Origin of the sequence: Leptospira ellinghausenii (assembly GCF_003114815.1) — a bacterium.
Taxonomy (GTDB): domain Bacteria; phylum Spirochaetota; class Leptospiria; order Leptospirales; family Leptospiraceae; genus Leptospira_A; species Leptospira_A ellinghausenii.
Genome location: NZ_BFAZ01000009.1, coordinates 1718914 through 1734533 on the forward strand (window position 1 = coordinate 1718914; position 15620 = coordinate 1734533).

The following is a 15620-nucleotide window of genomic DNA, read 5'->3' on the forward strand; positions in this document are numbered from 1 at the left end:
AAATAATGCAAGCGATAGATTTTTTGAAATCCCTCTTGTCGTTTCTTGGTATCTCGGTTTCTATTGGCAACAATGAATCCGATTCCCAAAGCACCCGCCATTCGATCCGAAGACACGTCTGTGGAAGTTGCCTGGTTTTGTGACCTATGCAATGGAGATTATGAATTTTTAGGAGTTCCTGATGGGAACTTACGTTCGAGTTTCGAACATTGTGCCGACATCATCCGCATAGCAGATGATTTGGGATATCAAAATATTCTATTACCTTCCTCTTACCAAACTGGACAAGATACTTTAACATTTGCTGCTGCAGCATCTCAGTTTACAAAACAAATTTCCCTCCTAACGGCGATTCGGTGTGGTGAAATTCATCCTCCCATGCTTGCAAGAACCCTTTCCACTTTGGACCATATGCTAAAAGGAAGGCTCAACATCAATATCATCTCTTCTGACTTACCTGGCACTGTCCGCGATTCCAAAACGAGATATGAAATCTCAAAGGAAGTGATCCAAATCTTACAACAAGGTTGGACACGGGATCACATCAACTTTAAGGGAAAACATTACCAATTGGATTTAACAGCAGATCCAGTGAAGTCATACCAAACAAATGGTGGACCCTTACTTTACTTTGGTGGGATTTCAGAAGATGCACGAGCGTTATGTGCTGAGTTTTGTGATGTGTTTTTGATGTGGCCTGAAACGGAAGAAAAACTCGCTGACACAATGAAAGACTTAAGTGAGCGTGCAGTTAGTTTTGGGCGCAAAATCGATTTTGGTCTACGGATCCATTTGATTGTGAGGGACACTGAAAAGGAAGCAAAAGACGCCGCAAAACGTTTGTTATCAAAAATAGATATCGAGAGAGCAAATGATATCAAACATAGAGCACTGGATTCTAATTCCGCAGGTGTTTTACGCCAAGATGAATTACGTAAGTCTGCAGATTCTGATTTGTTCATCGAACCTATGATTTGGTCAGGGATAGGACTTGCACGATCTGGTTGTGGTTCTGCGATTGTGGGAACACCTGAACAAGTGTATGAAAAAATCCAAAGGTACATCAAAATGGGAATCCGCGCATTTATTTTTTCTGGTTATCCACTCATTGAGGAATCAAAACTATTCGCAAACAAAGTGTTACCAAAATTAAAAACAGTGAATTTTGCAGAGGCACAAGGAAGGAAACCCCAAGGTATTCCTGTCACACCTCTGACAATAGGAGAAAGAAAATAATGGTTCCACAAATTCATTTTCCCAAACATAATTTATCCATTTCTCGTTTGGTGTATGGGATTTGGAGGTTACATGAAGACAAACATGGATTTGGTGAAGATCGAATTTATGAAAAAATCAATTTATGTTTGGAACTTGGGATCGATACATTCGACCATGCAGATATTTATGGAGATTTTGAAAATGAAGAACATTTTGGAAAGGTCCTAAAAAAATACCCAAACTTAAAAAACAAAATCAAAATCATCACAAAGTGTGGGATACAAGTTCCAGGTGCCAAATATCCAACAAAACATTATAATACATCGAAAGAACATTTACGGTATTCGGTGGAACGATCTTTGCGCAAACTGCAAGTGGATTCTTTGGATGTACTACTCATTCACAGACCCGACCCACTCATGGATCCAACTGAAATGGCAGAGGTTTTTGATTCTCTGGCTCTGGAAGGTAAGGTCAAACATTTTGGAGTCTCCAATTTTACTCCGTCACAATTCCGAATGGTCCAATCGAAATGCAAACGCCCTCTTTTCACAAACCAGGTGGAGTTTCATTTATATCACACCGAACCTATGTTTGATGGAACCTTTGACCAAATGATCGAATCTGGTATCCATCCTATGGTATGGTCTCCTACCGCTGGTGGAAAGGTATTCTCACCGAAAACGGAGACGGAAATCAAAACCTCTCAGAAATTACTTGAGATCGCAAAAAGATATGGAGCAAGTGTTGATCAAATTCTTTATTCTTGGTTTCTGAATCACCCTGCAGGACTGGTTCCCATTTTAGGTACCAATGATTTGGAACGAATTGAGTCGGCAGCAAACTGTTTTTCTTATCCTCTCAAAAGAGTTGAGTGGTTTTCCATTTTAGAAGTGGCACGAGGTAAGGAAGTCGCTTAAACCATTGGATTCAACGATTGGGAAATATATTGGATGATTTAGGAAACAAAACACCTATTATATCTAGTTTGGTAATGGTCGGACAGAATTGTTTTGTTGGAGTTGGCAATAGAGGGACATTTTATGCTTTCTGAATTAACTCCTAACCAATATTTCACTGGTGGTTCATTTAATGCGGACCTTACGGATGACTTACATTTTCATAGTAACTCTCAGCATAGGGAAGAGATTTGGGAACAAACTGTCCAAACAATAGCCAAAATTCCAGAAATTTTTGCGACTTGGATTTTAGAATACCAACCAGATACACAAACCTTTCACTTACTTGCTTTCGACGGTTCAAAAGATTTTCTTTTTCCAAAAACAATATCTAAGTCAAATCTCCCTTGTTCGAATGTGATCGATTCAAATATGATATTTGAAGTCAATCTATTGGAAGATGATTCGCTTTATAGATCTCTTCGTATAAGCAAGGTTAATAATTCATCTGCAATCTATTTGGGATACCCAATTCGATCGGATATCGGTACAGTGATTGGAGTCATCGGGATGGTTGCTGAAAATAAATTTAAACATAAATTTAAGAATTTAAAGCTGATTGATGTACTTGCAGATAAATTGAGTTTAGAATTAATTCGATACAAGAATGAAAAAATAATTTCAGAATCATTAAATACTTCGGCCTTTGTGAAACAATCTCTTGGCGAATTATACCGATTACTTTCCAATCAAAAAGATGATATTGTTAAAATTTGTCGGAATTATTTACAGACTGGTACTAAACTATTTGGATTACCCTTAGGGGTGATTGCAACAAAAATAGGGGATGGTTGGGAGTATAGTTTCGTAGAGGGGAATATACACGGAATCTACGAAGGGCAAAGATTTTCAAAAGTTCAATTCAATCTTCCCAACATTCATTCATCGGGTAACGCCAAGATAATCAAAAATTTCTCAGTAGAAACTTCTACATCAGTACAAGAACATTTGGTTTTACTTGGAGTTTCATGCCTAATGGAATTGCCCCTACAGGTTCATAACCAAACAATTGGATTGATTGGTTTTTATGGATTTGGTGACCAGAACATTCATTCATCTGAAATCATTCAAAGGGTATTTGAATTAATGGGAATCGGACTTGCAAATTCCATAGAAAAGAATAAGATTCCAGCTTTTTCTAAATTTTATCATTTAGATGAAAAAATTCAGAATCCATAAACTAAATTCAAGAAGCCCTGATTCTAAAAAAACAGCTTAACTTTCTCAAGCTCATTTTCCTTATAAAAATGAGTTTGACATTTAATCTTTATATAACCAAATAGATATATAACCAATTAGATATATAACCAATTAGATATATAACCAATTAGATATGCAAACTCTGGACGCAACATTTTCCGCACTGGCTGACCCCACAAGAAGGGCCATTTTAATGCATCTGGCAAAAAAAGACCTAACGGTGATGGAACTCACGAAACCGTTTCAAATGAGCCAACCAGCCATTTCGAAACACCTAAAGATATTAGAAGAAGCTGGACTCATTACAACAACAAGAAGGGCTCAGGAAAGGCCACGTAGGTTACAAACTGCTCCTCTCAAAGAAGCTGTGGATTGGATGGAAAAATACCGCCAGATATGGGAAAAACGATACCAGGCTCTCGATGGGTTATTGGAAGAACTACAAAACATACAACCGAAAGGGGTGAGAAAAAAATGAATTCAAAACAAAATGTAGTGAAGATGATTCGGAAAGGTGACACTGAGGTTGTGTTTCAAAGGTATTTCGATGCACCGAGAGAATTGGTTTTTGATTGTCACACCAAACCTGAGTTAATGAGAAGATGGCTCATTGGACCAGAAGGTATGGTCCTCGATACTTGTGAACAAGACCTACGAGTTGGTGGGAAATACCTTTACTTGTATGCAGATGAGAAGGGAAATAAATCAGGTGTGTATGGAACTTTTCGCGAAGTTGTTGTTCCAGAAACACTCTCCAACACAGAAAATTACATTATGGACATGGAAACATTCGATGCAAATGCTCCCGAAGATCCAAATGCAACATTTGAATCACGCACATTCACAACAGAAGGAAAACGGACTCTTATGACACATCTATGTCGGTACGCTTCACCTGATATTTGTAAGATGATGGTTGAGTCGGGTGCAGCAGATGGGATGGCGGAATGTTATTTGGAACTAGATCGATTGCTTGGTGAAATGGGTTAGCTACTCTAGGTTATTACTGAAAAACAAGGCATTCGGAAAGCCTTGTTTTGTAAAATTTATCATCAATCAAAAGAATGAGAATGGATTATTGAAATGGTATCACTCCATCACGGTGACCAATTCCTTTGATTGGAACATATCAACTGAGGAGATAACAGGTTCTGCATAAGGAATGCTTTTCCCATATCTTTTTTTCATAAGAGTTTGAACCTGTTTAGAAGATAAATCAAAGTCTCGTAACGTTTTTAGCTCTCCAAGTTTTAAGCCTGTATACTTCTCATACAGTTTCCAAACCAGTTCCGTACAATAAATCCGATCATCTGACCACTCAAAGTAGAGATCATAATGTTTCCCAACAAAGAATCTACCATATTCTTTCATTTTTTGAATGGTCTCCGCTGTCAGTGTTGAGCTTGCATTACGGATACGTTTGATCACATAATGGTGGTTTGTTCCTCTTTGGATGAATTTTTGCAGGTCAGTGATTTTGACAGGTTCAACAGCTTCTAATACTTTAAAATTATTTCCATACTTGAAAATGATACCTACGTGGGTGTATCTTGATTTCGTTGCCAGTTTGATGGCAGTTGCTTGTTCTGATTTGGATTCATGAAAGATGATATCTCCTTCTTCTAATTTGGAAATTTCAATTGGTTTTGCAACGATGTGTGTAAAAGAGATAAAAAGAATCAATACATAACTAAGTTTCAAATTCATTTAAAAGTCCTTATTATTGATATGAATCGATTCAAACTAGAATTCAATTTTTGTTTTCAAATGAAAGTCTGGCAATCATTTGAAAAGAAGTGATTCGCCTACCAAGGGATCTCCTTTTTGTCCCGAAAGAATTTCCCTGTTGGACCGTTATCAGGAAGAGTTGCTGCCCATACTATGGTTTCAGCACCTTTTTCCACTGACCTTGTTGCATTTGTTCCACCCATATCGGTTTTCACCCAACCAGGGCATACGGAATTGATTTTGATATTTTTTCCAACACCTTCTGTACTGGAAAGGTTTGTCAAAGCATTGATGGCCGTTTTGGAAATCCGATACGCTGGATAACCGCCACCCATATCGGAAAGTTGCCCCATCCCGGAGCTAACATTGACTATACGACCATAGTTGTTTTGGACCATCATCGGTAAAAAAACTTGGATCAAACGAAATGGTCCAAATAGATTTACCATTAAGGTGCGGTGTAAGTCTTCCGAAGTGGTTTCAAAAAAAGAACCTGGGTCTGTAAATATTCCAGCATTGTTAACTAAAATATCCAGACGACCAAAACTCCCAGTGATGATATCGTAAACTTCATTGATACTCTGTTCTTTGGAAACATCGAGAGAGATGATCTCTCCTTTACCCACCGACTTTACTTGTTTTAAAGTATCTTCTGCATCAGAAACATTTCTGGAAGCAATGAGAACATAAATCCCTTGTTTTGCCAAATCAATGGAAACTTGTTTCCCAATCCCTCTGTTGGCACCTGTCACAAGTGCAATTTTTTCTTTACTCTGGTTCATGGGAAACTCCTTTGAATTTGGATCGGTGATCTATTTTATAAAAGGTTATCTAACTTATTTTGTTTTCAGTAATTCTTTTAACCAAACATCTATTTGTGATTCGATAAATACTTTATCAGTGATCACCCATTTAGACATAAGGACATGCATTCCGTTTTCGACTGCGACTTTTTTATTGAGAGGATTTGGTGTTTTTTCTAAGCCAAAGTTGGCATAACCTTCCAACATTTTGGGAACACTTGCTGTTGGATCTTGTTCTTTTTCATTTTTGTAATAATACAATAATAATGCGGGGGAAGTAACCTTTCGAAATACATCGGGAACTGCTGCATAGTTTTTGAGATCGTTTACTCCCACAAGCGCAGCAAAGTATTGTTCCGGATACCAATAGTTGTTTCGTTCTGGAAGCACTTTTGGATTGTTATGTGATGAAGCTCTTACTTTTCCTTTGAGTAAATGGATGAAACTAAGTCCACCTGGATAGTTAAGGATATTTAAACTTCCATCCACAGGTGCATAAAAAGGATTGGCAAGCACAAGTCCATCCACTTCTTCTGGGTATTCAGATGCAAGCCATGTCGCCAGTAGTCCACCCATAGAACTTCCAAACACAACCACTTTGTCTCCTTGTGATTGCATCATATACAATGCTTCACGTGAAGCATCTAAGTAGTTATTAAAATTTTGATCTCTTTGGTCTTCTTTGTTTGTTCCGTGACCAGGAAGCCTGAGTAAGTAAGTATTGGCCTTATACTTTTTTGCCAATTTTTCCATTACATCTTCACCTTCTGCACGTGACGCACCAAATCCATGGATGTATAAAAATGCGAGAGGCGTTTTTTTCCCAAAACTGATATAACGTTCTTCGTTTCCAGGTCTATGGTTTTTGCGTTTACTCTCGTTCAACTTTTCTTGGAAGTATACTTCAAAGTTCGCATAACTTAAGTTTGCTTTCGATTGGTAATTGGGTCGTCCTGAGCAAGAAACAATTGCAAAGGTTACTGTGATAAGGAGGACAGAAGTGATCTGTCTCAGGTTGTGGAATAAAGAACACGATTTAGCCATACAAATGGAAAATTTTACAGTGTAATTGCTTTCTTGTAAAGAGAGAAAAACCCTTGGCACAGGAAGGGTCGTACGAAAAAAGGTAGTAAATACCCCATTCTTAGAAGGAACATCCCGGAATGTATAGCCAATTCACAGAGCAACAACTTGAAATCAGAGATTTAGTTCGTAACTTCGTCAAAAAAGAAATCCCGCATGAAGTAGCCTTGCACTGGGATGAAAAAAACCAACACCCAACTGAACTCATCAACAAAATGCGTTCCGAACTTGGAATCAACGGTCTAGTGATTCCAGAAGAATACGGTGGATGGGGACTTGGAGCCATTGAGCAGTGTTTGGCCATCGAGGAATTGTCTCGTGGATGCCTTGGAATCGCACTAGGGTTTGCTTACACAGGTCTTGGAATCCTTCCTATCCTAAAAGGTGCTACTCACGAACAAAAACTCAAATGGCTTCCAGACATTGCTGAAGGTAAGTTCGGAGTTTCTTTCTGTTTATCAGAACCAGGTGCTGGATCTGACGTTCCAGGAATGACCACTCGTGCCGAGAAAAAAGGTGACAAATGGGTCATAAACGGTGCAAAACAATGGATCACTGGTGCATCTGATGCCCAAGCGTTTACTGTATTTGCTTATACTGATAAAAACCGTGGAACACGTGGAGTCTCTTGTTTCTACGTGCCACGTAATACAAAAGGTCTTACTGTAGGTAAAAAAGAAGATAAACTCGGAATCCGTGCATCTTCTACTCACCAAGTTATTTTTGAAGATTGTGAAGTGAGCGAAGAACAATTAGTAGGGAAAGAAAACCTAGGTTTCGTTTACGCACTCCAAACTTTGAATGCTTCTCGTCCATTTGTAGCGGTAATGGGTGTGGGTGTAGCGCAAGCAGCACTTGATCACGCAGCACGATACGCTCGTGAGAGAGAGCAGTTCGGTGTTAAAATCGGAACTTTCCAAGCAGTGCAACACATGTTAGCTGATATGTCTATCAAAGTAGAGACTGCAAGAGAAATCACTTATAAAGCAGCTCGTCTTTCTGATGCAAACGATCCAAACCTTCCAAAATACTCTGCGATTGCAAAAGCATACGCTTCTGAGTGTGCTGTTCAGTGTGCCACTGATGCAGTTCAAATTTTTGGTGGATACGGATACACAAAAGAGTATCCTGTTGAGAAGTTAATGAGAGACTCAAAAATCCTCACGATCTTCGAAGGAACAACTCAAATCCAAAAGAACGAAATTGCAGCTTACGTAATCAAAGAAGCAGCTTCGAAAAAAGACTAAGATTCTTGAAAAGAAATTCGGTCGAAAGGGAGCCTCCAGAGATGGAGGCTTTTTTTTTGAGGTGGTACAGGTTTGGATGTAGGTATCCCCGCCCTGATTGGGTGGGGTGTGTCCACCCGCCACCCAATGACTTCCCTTTACACCCAAAACAAATTTTCTGCCACCTGAAAATTGAATTTGCAAAATTCTTTTGAAAAGAGTTCATCTTTTGGTATTCATGAATCATAATTTCCAAATCCGATGGGCCACTTCCCCCGATCCCCATTCCCAAAATTGTATAGATGAGCTCTGGACAGAAATCCAAAAACGATATGGTTTTCAAGCTCCGAACCCAATGGATTTCAACGACTTCTTACCCCCCAAAGGTAAGTTTCTTCTCGCAGAATCGATGGATCAAAAAGAAGTCCTGGGCTCAGTCGCCTATACGAAATTTGACGACACTAAATGTGAGTTAGATGCAGTATATGTGTTCCCTCAATTTAGAAAATCAAAAGTCGCAACGTCTCTGTTAGTTGAACTTCAAAAAAATGCAATCTTAGATGGTTATCGATCCATGATCCTACGAGCAGGTTCCCCTCAACCAGAAGCGCTGGCACTATACAAAAACTTCGGATTTCAAGAAATCCCTTCCTTTGGAAAATGGATATCCGATCCAACTGCGATTTGTTTAGAGAAAAAAATTGTAATTTAGCTCAGCTTAGGATTGGGCTGCCCGGGCGGGCTCTTACGGGGTGCGCTCCCGCTCCCGTCCTTGGTTCGTTATCACTCACCAAGGACTAAACCCTCCAGATCCCTGGCAGAAACAAACCCTTCTTATGAACTTTTTTTCCTAAATTCTATTTCTGATTCTGTTATCCTTAAAAAAGTGGCTGACTTAAGACTTCTTATCTTAGAAACTCTAAGTCCCATTTGGATTGGTAATCACAGTGACAAGTATCCCAAAAGACCCATTCCCCGAAAAATCGCGAAAAGAAGATCATTACCTTCGAATCTTTCGCCAAATGGAAACATTAGGGAAACTTGGTCATTGGGAATATGATTTTATCAATCAAACCATCCATTGGTCAGAAGGTGTTTTTCTTATTTTAGAAATGGATCCTGTGGACATGCCCGTCTCACTTGAATTAGGTTACAATTCTGTCCATCCAGACGATCGAGAAAAAGCAAAACAACATATGGAAGATGTTATCAAGAAAGGAATTCCATATAATTTTGAATGTCGCTTAGTAACAAAAAATGGTACCGTTCGATACATTCACAGCCAAGCGGAACTGGTTCGTGATGATTCTGGTAATCCCATTCAAATTGTGGGAATTTTTCAGGACATCACTGACCGAATTGAATCATACATACAACTCAAACAACAAGAATTACGGCTCAGTTCTATCCTACAATCAGAACCAGAGTGTGTAAAGGTTGTTTCCCCAGATGGAATCCTCATTGAGATGAACCCTGCAGGCCTCAATATGATTGAAGCAGATAGTCCAGAAGATGCGATCGGAAAAAATGTAGATGCATTAATTGAACCATCTGACCTTAGATACTACCAAAGTATTCATGAAAATGCTTTAAAAGGAATTAAATCAAGTGCTCGTTTTCGGATCATTGGTATGAAAGGAACACATCGTTGGATGGAAAGTACGGCAGTTCCACTTACAAACCAAAAAGGCGAAATCATTTCCGTATTAAGTTTAACTCGTGATATCTCTGAAAAAGTGATCAACGAAGAAAAATTGATTCGGATCAAACGAAACCAAGAAGCACTCATCAATGGAACTTCTGATCTCATTTGGTCTATTGATACAAACTTTTGTTTGGTGGCTGCAAACCAATCCTTCTTAAATGTTCTCAGTTTTTTACTACAATACCCCGCGAAGGAAGGAGACTCAGTCTTAGTAAAAACTGCTGGAGAAGAATTTTATTATAAATGGAAAGAATACTATGAAAGAGGACTCTCTGGTGAATCCTTCACTTCTTATGAAAATTTCATAAGTCCAATCACACATGAAGAAGAACATAGAGAAGTTTCATTTAATCCGATTCGAAACGTTGACGAAAAAATAACAGGTCTTGCTTGTTTTTCAAAAGATATCTCCAGTTTAATGCGGAAAAGCAAAGAGCTGATTCTAAACGAAAAAAGGTTCCGTGTTCTAGTAGAAAATGGAGCCGATGTCATCATGATCCTGAGTCCAAGAGGCCAAGGAAAATATGTTTCACCTTCAATCACAAAAGTAATGGGTTATACGGAAAAAGAAGCGTTAAGTCTCAATTTGTTTGATGTTGTTCATCCAGATGATTCGCCAAAACTTAAAAAAAGATTATTTGATGTATTAGCATTACCTCTTGGAGGGTCTTTGCCAAGTGAAACCTTTCGTGCCAAACACAAAGATGGATCATGGAGGTATGTGGAATCAACACTTACCAATATGTTATCAGATGAATCGATCGGTGGGATCGTTGACAATTTTCATGATGTGACCGAAAAAGAAACACAATTAGAAGCGATCAAAACTCAAAACCAAAAACTAAAATCAATTGCATGGACACAGTCACATGTGGTTAGAAGCCCGCTGGCAAGGATTATGGGATTAACCCAACTCATTCGGACTGGCAGTTTGACAAAAGAAGAAGAGGATAAGAGTTTGGGTTATTTATTAAATTCTGCTAATGAGCTTGACGAGGTCATTTGGGATATTGTAAGAAAATCCCAGGAAGTGATTCCTCCAGAATTTAATTCGAAAACATAAGGATTTTCACTTGCCACTTTGGTGAATTTGGTTCTAATTCTGTCACCATGGTTCTTTCCACATTTTTATCCGATTTGTTTTTGTCCTTAGTTTCGCTCAGCGTAGCGTATCGTTTTTTTGGTAAATCATCAATCCCATCTCGTTCCGCATTGTATGGGTTTGCCATTATTGGAATATCAGCAGGGCTTGGGTCCATTCACTTTTTAGGTATCAATACTCTCGATCCTATCTATCGTTTTTTTGTAGGCCTATCTGGTTGTCTTGGTGTTCCACTCCTTGGTCTTGCTTTTTTTCATTTTTCCTTTCGTTCCATTTCGGAAAAAACTTTTTTCCTTCTCATCACCATCCTTTTTGTTTTGTATTTGGTCTTTGCTTACTTGGTTCCACTACCAATTTATTCGACAGTCGTCGGCGGAATTGCGATGCTTATCGTACTTGTCAGTTCCATCATCCGTTTTCCGAAGCACAACCAAGCTGCCATGATGGGCATCGTGGGAGTAGTGTTGTTTATCTTGGCTGGTTTAGTGATTGGTACGAAGGGGACATCAGGACCTTTCCTGAATGTTGATATCTTTCACGTCCTACTTGCGATTGCGAATTATTGTTTAGGCGAGGGAATTCGAAAATTAAGCTAGATCAATATTGATCCTTTCCGTAAGGTAACTCTGAAACGATATGGCCTTATCTCCTTCAGAGTCAACCTTAGAAAAAATACTAAAAATACAAACAGAGCTAACTGTTGTTAATCCTGATATTCCACTTCTATTAGATCTCATCACACTACGTTCCAAGGAACTTGTTTCAGCAGAAGGAGCAGTGTTCGAATTAGTAGAAGGAGACGATTTAGTATATCGCGCTGCGAGTGGATCTGCTTCCAATCAGATTGGATTGAGGCTACATGTTTCTGGAAGTTTTTCTGGACTCAGTTTACAATCAAAAGAAATTTTATACTGTGTCGATTCAGAAGAAGACAACCGCGTCAATCGAGAAGCTTGTCGTGTCGTGGGTTTAAGATCCATGATTGTAGTTCCATTGTACTTCGGTTTAGAAGTGATAGGTGTCTTAAAAGTTTTCAGTTCAAAACCTGCATACTTTCATGAAAACGATCTTCATACTCTTAATATGTTATCAGGAACAATGGCGGCGGTATTACATAATGCTTATCGTTGGGCAGAACGAGAAAAACGATTACAATCAATGTCCTATCTTGCAAGCCACGATACACTCACTGGGATCTACAATCGTTCTGCTTTTTATGATTATTTGAGAAGAGGGATCGCCCGTTTACAATCCAATTCAATCTCACTAACTGTGGTTATGTTTGATTTGGATGGTTTAAAACAAGTGAATGATACATTTGGACATGCAGCTGGAGATTTTTATATCTCACAATTTGCCAAACGACTTTCTAACCTTATCCAAGATCACGATATATTGGCAAGGTTAGGTGGTGATGAGTTTGGATTAATTTTGATGAGTCCAGATCCGAAAGAATCAATTTTATCCTTTTTATCCAATATTATGAATATCGTTGAAGGGGAATTACAATTTGAGTCCCAATCCCTTCGAATCAAAGCAAGTGTTGGTGTTGCTCATTACCCAGAAGATGGTGGAGAATTAGAATCCTTAATTGCTAAAGCCGATGAAAGGATGTATGAAAATAAACGAGACCGAAAAAAGAACCAATAACCATAAAGTTCATTCCTTACTACTCGCATTTCTTTCCTGAATTTTTCTGTCATTTGGTACATCTTCTTCTTGTCTAAGGAGGAAAGATGAATCCAAACTCCCCAATATTTACAACCCTCACATTACCAAATGGAGTCATTCTTCCCAATCGATTGGTGAAAGCCGCTATGGAAGAAAATTTATCGAATGAAAATTTAGAACCAGATTCCGCACTTTGGAATTTATACGAAGCATGGGGAAAGGGTGGAGTTGGGACCATCATTACTGGAAATGTGATGGTCGATCATAGGTCTATGACTGGGCCTGGTGGAGTCGTCCTCGAAGCAGGTAGCAAATTAGATGGATTCAAAACCTGGGCGAACAAAGCAAAATCTTCGGGTGGAAAAATCATTATTCAAATTAACCACCCCGGTCGGCAAATATTAGCGAAGTTAGGTGGTAACGTCTGGGCTCCCTCTGCAGTTACGGTAAATATTGGAAATCTTTCTAAACTTTTGGGCAATCCGAAAGCAATGAATGAATCTGAAATTCTAGAAACCATCCAAAGGTTCGCACTGACTGCAAAACTCGCGGAAGAAGTTGGTTTTGATGGCGTACAAATTCATGCAGCCCATGGGTATTTGATTAGCCAATTCCTTTCTCCTTTAGTTAACAAGCGAACGGATGTTTGGGGAGGAAGTTTAGAAAATAGAGCAAAATTTTTAATCGAAGTGATCCAATCTGTTCGAAAGTGTGTAAAACCTAATTTTATTGTTTCTGTAAAAATCAATTCAAGTGATTTCCAAAAAGGTGGATTTCAATTTGAAGATGCCACTTCTGTTATCAAAATGATTCAAAAGTTAGGTGTAGATTTTATTGAAATATCTGGTGGGAATTATGAAGCACCTGCCATGCAAGGAATCGCAAAGGATGGTTCCACCTTAGCAAGAGAAGCATACTTTTTGGATTTTGCACGAGAAGTGACAAAAGTAGTATCTGTTCCCATAATGGTAACTGGTGGAATTGTTAGAAAACAAATTGCAGAGTCCGTTTTAGAATCAGGAGTGTCGCTCGTTGGGATTGCCACGGCCTTAGCTTTAAATCCAAATTTACCAATGGAATGGAAGGAAAATAAAGAATCCATTTTTAGATTGCCCATCCCCAATTGGAAATCAAAAACTCTTACTGGCCTTGCAACAATGGCAATGGTGCGTTACCAACTCCAACGATTGGCAAAAGGAAAAATGCCAAATGTTAACCTAATTCCATGGTTTCGGTTGCTCATGGACCAAATCCGTTTGTCGAAATTAACAAAACGATACAGGCATTGGTTGGATCAAAAATCGGCTTCGACTTAATTGGAACTAACTTAAATTTTAGAATAGAATCGGTCCCGAAACGCAAGGGCTACTTTTACAAGTAAAATTAAAGTTGGAACTTCAATCAGTGGACCAATGACTCCAACGAAGGCTGCTCCGCTACTAATCCCAAATACTCCAATGGAAACTGCGATCGCGAGTTCAAAATTGTTTCCAGTAGCTGTAAAACTTACTGCTGCGTTTTTTGAATAATCAACACCTAGTTTGTATCCCATCCATAAACTTAAGAAAAACATGATGATAAAATAGAAGAGTAATGGTATGGCAACGCGTATGACATCTTCCGTTAGTTCTAAAATCATTTCACCTTTTAAACTAAACATCACAATGATTGTAAATAGAAGTGCTAGTAAGGTGATTGGCGAAATTTTAGGAAGGAATTTTGTTTCATAGAATTCCTTTTTGTTCCATGTTTCAAATCCAAAACGTAATAAAAATCCAATCACAAATGGAATCCCTAAGTAAATTCCTACAGTTTTTGCTATCTCGGAAATTTCAATGGAAACATTCGATGAAGTGATACCGAAGTAAGGAGGTAAGATAGTAATGAATAAATAAGCATAAAAACTATAAAAGAACACTTGGAAAATGCTATTCAAAGCAACGAGAGCAGCCCCATATTCTCTATCGCCATTTGCTAAATCATTCCAAACAATCACCATAGCAATACATCTTGCCAATCCAATGAGAATCAATCCCGTTCTATATTCAGGTTCATTTTGTAAAAAGAGAATCGCTAGAATGAACATGAGAATAGGACCGATAATCCAATTGAGCAGAAGTGAAAGTAAGAGTAGTCTTCCATCTCGAAATACCTTTCCCATTTCTTTGTATTTCACTTTAGCAAGTGGTGGAACCATCATAAGGATAAGGCCAATAGCAATCGGGAGATTTGTCGTACCACTATTTAAAGAAGATATGAAACCAACAAAGTTTGGAAAATAATTTCCAATGAGAACACCCAAGAGCATCGCTCCAAAAATCCAAACAGTCAAAAATCGGTCTAAAAAGGATAAATGTTTCATTCAGCAACAACCAACTTTTTCTAAACTGACTTCAGATGGTTTTTTGCTGCAACATGAGTTTTTTGATATTGGTTTTTCACTCACAAATTCTTCGTTAAGAATCGGGATGTTGGTATCTTTTTTGATACCACAACTTTCGGATGCCTTACATTCTGTTTTTCCATCTACCAATTCCATAACGAGCTCAGTGCCAACAATCTGTAAATTGGAAACAAAATATTGCCTCATTGCAGATTTGGAATTTCCAAATTCGATTCTCAGGATTGCATCATCTGGTATCAATATTCGTGTAGAAACCTTTGTAAATATTGAATTCACTTTTTTGAGGTCCATTGAACCAGTTTCAATTTTTTCGTTTGGTTCCAATACTTGTAATATGATTTCTTTCCAAGTATCATAGTTCCCTCCACAATCAACTGATTCGATCGTGGCTAATTTAAATTCAGTGATATGGTAATTAGGATAGATTCTTTCTTGGTTTTGGTATAAAAATGTAAGTTGTAGTTCAGGATACAAATCCAAATTCTTTTTGAAATTAAGCCATGTCATTGATTGGTTCATAT

At 38.4% G+C, this 15620-nt stretch carries 16 protein-coding genes; 11 read left to right on the forward strand and 5 right to left on the reverse strand.

From position 1 onward, the window contains the following. Positions 1–72: 72 nt before the first annotated feature. The 5 genes from DI076_RS16610 to DI076_RS16630 all read left to right on the forward strand — a co-directional run bounded on the left by DI076_RS16610 (position 73) and on the right by DI076_RS16630 (position 4367). Complete coding sequence (locus DI076_RS16610) at positions 73–1236, forward strand: LLM class flavin-dependent oxidoreductase (protein ID WP_108961034.1); 1164 nt, start codon at positions 73–75, stop codon at positions 1234–1236. Beyond that, the gene (locus tag DI076_RS16615) at positions 1236–2138 is read left to right on the forward strand and encodes an aldo/keto reductase (protein ID WP_174705065.1); all 903 of its coding nucleotides are present in this window, start codon (positions 1236–1238) and stop codon (positions 2136–2138) included. Before DI076_RS16610 ends, DI076_RS16615 begins: the two co-directional genes overlap by 1 nt. A gap of 123 nt (positions 2139–2261) precedes the next feature. Further along, on the forward strand, positions 2262–3356 hold the full coding sequence (locus tag DI076_RS16620; RefSeq protein WP_108960833.1) for a GAF domain-containing protein: 1095 nt from the start codon (positions 2262–2264) through the stop codon (positions 3354–3356). A 154-nt stretch (positions 3357–3510) separates the two neighbouring features. Further along, complete coding sequence (locus tag DI076_RS16625; protein WP_108960834.1) at positions 3511–3855, forward strand: ArsR/SmtB family transcription factor; 345 nt, start codon at positions 3511–3513, stop codon at positions 3853–3855. Continuing rightward, complete coding sequence (locus tag DI076_RS16630; protein ID WP_108960835.1) at positions 3852–4367, forward strand: SRPBCC family protein; 516 nt, start codon at positions 3852–3854, stop codon at positions 4365–4367. Before DI076_RS16625 ends, DI076_RS16630 begins: the two co-directional genes overlap by 4 nt. A gap of 99 nt (positions 4368–4466) precedes the next feature. Here DI076_RS16630 and DI076_RS16635 read toward each other — a convergent pair whose 3' ends face one another. The 3 genes from DI076_RS16635 to DI076_RS16645 form a co-directional block, all read right to left on the reverse strand. After that, positions 4467–5084, reverse strand: a complete 618-nt coding sequence (locus DI076_RS16635; RefSeq protein ID WP_108960836.1) for a YiiX family permuted papain-like enzyme — start codon at positions 5082–5084, stop codon at positions 4467–4469. Between the two features lie 98 nt (positions 5085–5182). Further along, positions 5183–5887, reverse strand: a complete 705-nt coding sequence (locus tag DI076_RS16640) for an SDR family oxidoreductase (RefSeq protein ID WP_108960837.1) — start codon at positions 5885–5887, stop codon at positions 5183–5185. Between the two features lie 54 nt (positions 5888–5941). Then, on the reverse strand, positions 5942–7012 hold the full coding sequence (locus tag DI076_RS16645; RefSeq protein ID WP_108960838.1) for an alpha/beta hydrolase: 1071 nt from the start codon (positions 7010–7012) through the stop codon (positions 5942–5944). 59 nt (positions 7013–7071) lie between these two features. Here DI076_RS16645 and DI076_RS16650 point away from each other — a divergent pair, with 59 nt between their 5' ends. The 6 genes from DI076_RS16650 to DI076_RS16680 all read left to right on the forward strand — a co-directional run bounded on the left by DI076_RS16650 (position 7072) and on the right by DI076_RS16680 (position 14011). Beyond that, the gene (locus tag DI076_RS16650; protein ID WP_108960839.1) at positions 7072–8238 is read left to right on the forward strand and encodes an acyl-CoA dehydrogenase family protein; all 1167 of its coding nucleotides are present in this window, start codon (positions 7072–7074) and stop codon (positions 8236–8238) included. 217 nt (positions 8239–8455) lie between these two features. Next, a complete protein-coding gene (locus DI076_RS16660) occupies positions 8456–8929 on the forward strand; it encodes a GNAT family N-acetyltransferase (RefSeq protein ID WP_108960841.1) in 474 nt (157 codons plus the stop codon). Between the two features lie 244 nt (positions 8930–9173). Continuing rightward, entirely contained in the window at positions 9174–10985 is a 1812-nt protein-coding gene (locus DI076_RS16665; RefSeq protein ID WP_369689774.1) for a PAS domain S-box protein, read from the forward strand. A gap of 47 nt (positions 10986–11032) precedes the next feature. Next, on the forward strand, positions 11033–11620 hold the full coding sequence (locus DI076_RS16670) for a DUF6962 family protein (protein WP_108960842.1): 588 nt from the start codon (positions 11033–11035) through the stop codon (positions 11618–11620). 40 nt (positions 11621–11660) lie between these two features. Then, complete coding sequence (locus DI076_RS16675; protein WP_108960843.1) at positions 11661–12674, forward strand: sensor domain-containing diguanylate cyclase; 1014 nt, start codon at positions 11661–11663, stop codon at positions 12672–12674. 86 nt (positions 12675–12760) lie between these two features. After that, complete coding sequence (locus DI076_RS16680) at positions 12761–14011, forward strand: NADH:flavin oxidoreductase/NADH oxidase family protein (protein ID WP_108960844.1); 1251 nt, start codon at positions 12761–12763, stop codon at positions 14009–14011. Between the two features lie 11 nt (positions 14012–14022). Here the strand turns inward: DI076_RS16680 and arsB are convergent, their stop codons facing one another. Further along, positions 14023–15057 carry an ACR3 family arsenite efflux transporter gene (gene arsB / locus DI076_RS16685; protein WP_108960845.1) on the reverse strand — a complete coding sequence of 345 codons (1035 nt, stop codon included), beginning with the start codon at positions 15055–15057 and terminating at the stop codon, positions 14023–14025. Beyond that, on the reverse strand, positions 15058–15618 hold the full coding sequence (locus tag DI076_RS16690) for a DUF6428 family protein (protein ID WP_108960846.1): 561 nt from the start codon (positions 15616–15618) through the stop codon (positions 15058–15060). Positions 15619–15620: the final 2 nt, after the last annotated feature.